This window comes from Kistimonas scapharcae, from assembly GCF_039540975.1.
Taxonomy (GTDB): Bacteria; Pseudomonadota; Gammaproteobacteria; order Pseudomonadales; family Endozoicomonadaceae; genus Kistimonas; species Kistimonas scapharcae.
On record NZ_BAABFL010000241.1, the window covers coordinates 1 to 1,372 of the forward strand.

Below are 1,372 nucleotides of genomic sequence, written 5' to 3' on the forward strand. Positions count from 1 at the left end.
ATTTTGCCTGAAGAGCACAGGGGACGCTCTCTTCATTCAATTTAGCCTTACTTCTTCAGATCGTTAAGCGGGAGTTAAGGAGCGTGGTTCCCGCTGCCACTTTGACTGAACCATCCTGGGCTTTGATAGGACCCTGGAATATGGCCAGTTCACCGTTAGATAACTCGGCCTTAAGGGCTTCAACCTGCTTGACTACAGATTCCGGGATGGCTTTGTTATACGGCGCCATCTCAATCATACCGGCGGCGAAACCGCCCCAGACATCACCGGCTTTCCAGTTCTTGTCCAGCACAGCTTTGGTTGTATCGGTGTAATATCCGGACCAGTCGACCAGACTGCCGGTCAGATGGGCATCGGGACCAAACCGGGTCATGTCGGTGTCATAGCCAAATGCGTAGACGCCTTTATCCTGGGCGGCCTGTACCGGTGCCGGTGAATCCGTGTGCTGGTTAATAATGTCAGCGCCTTGGGCGATCAGGCTTTCAGCTGCCTCGCGCTCCTTGGCGGGGTCATACCAGCTGTTGATCCAGACCACTTTCACTTTGGCGTCCGGATTCACGGAGCGCAGTCCCAGGGTGAATGCATTAATGCCCTGAACGACTTCCGGTATCGGGAAGGAGCCCACGTAACCAATCGTATTGGACTTGGTCATGTGACCGGCGATGACACCCGTCAGGTAGCGTCCTTCATAGAAACGGGCGGAATAGGTGCCAACGTTCTTCGCCCGCTTGTAGCCGGTGGCGTGCTGGAACTTAACATTAGGGAACTGTTTCGCGACTTTCAGGGTCGGATTCATGTAGCCGAATGAGGTGGTGAATATGAGGTCATGACCCTGCTGTGCCAGGGTGCGGATTACCCGCTCCGCATCGGCGCCTTCAGCGACACTTTCAACAAAGGTGGTTTCCACTTTCTCTTCACCGAGGCTTTCCAGCATTTCGCGGCGGCCCTCGTCGTGGCCAAACGTCCATCCGGCGTCACCTACCGGGCCGACGTAGACAAAACCGACTTTCAACGGCTTTTCCGCACTGGCCATGGCCAGGCTTGAGAGGGCAGCGGTCATGAGTATGGCCGCAGTCTGTTTCAGCAGTTTTTTCATTGTGACTCCCGTGTTGTGACTGCTTGTTGTCGTTGTTGTCTGCTCAATGATGGGTGGCACCGTGTTTAATGACCGGGGTGCCAGAGCTTGCCGTAAAGCCTGTAATATTCACCCTATACTTGCGTAAGTTACAAATTTGGGTGATACGGCTTGCCAAGTGACATGGGCGCCATCAGGTGTTTTCGTGCCTGGTTCCGGTGTTTGTCAACATAGTTGTCGCCCCAACTCAAGCCGCTTTCTTAAGTTGATCAGCTGAAGATCTGTCGGGATTAAGCC

At 54.1% G+C, this 1,372-nt stretch carries 1 protein-coding gene; it reads right to left on the reverse strand.

Going from position 1 to position 1,372, the window contains the following annotated elements:
* Positions 1 to 55 precede the first annotated feature (55 nt).
* Positions 56 to 1,096: a BMP family ABC transporter substrate-binding protein gene (locus ABD892_RS10665; RefSeq protein WP_345195608.1), complete on the reverse strand. Its 1,041-nt coding sequence runs from the start codon at positions 1,094 to 1,096 to the stop codon at positions 56 to 58.
* Between the last annotated feature and the right edge of the window lie 276 nt (positions 1,097 to 1,372).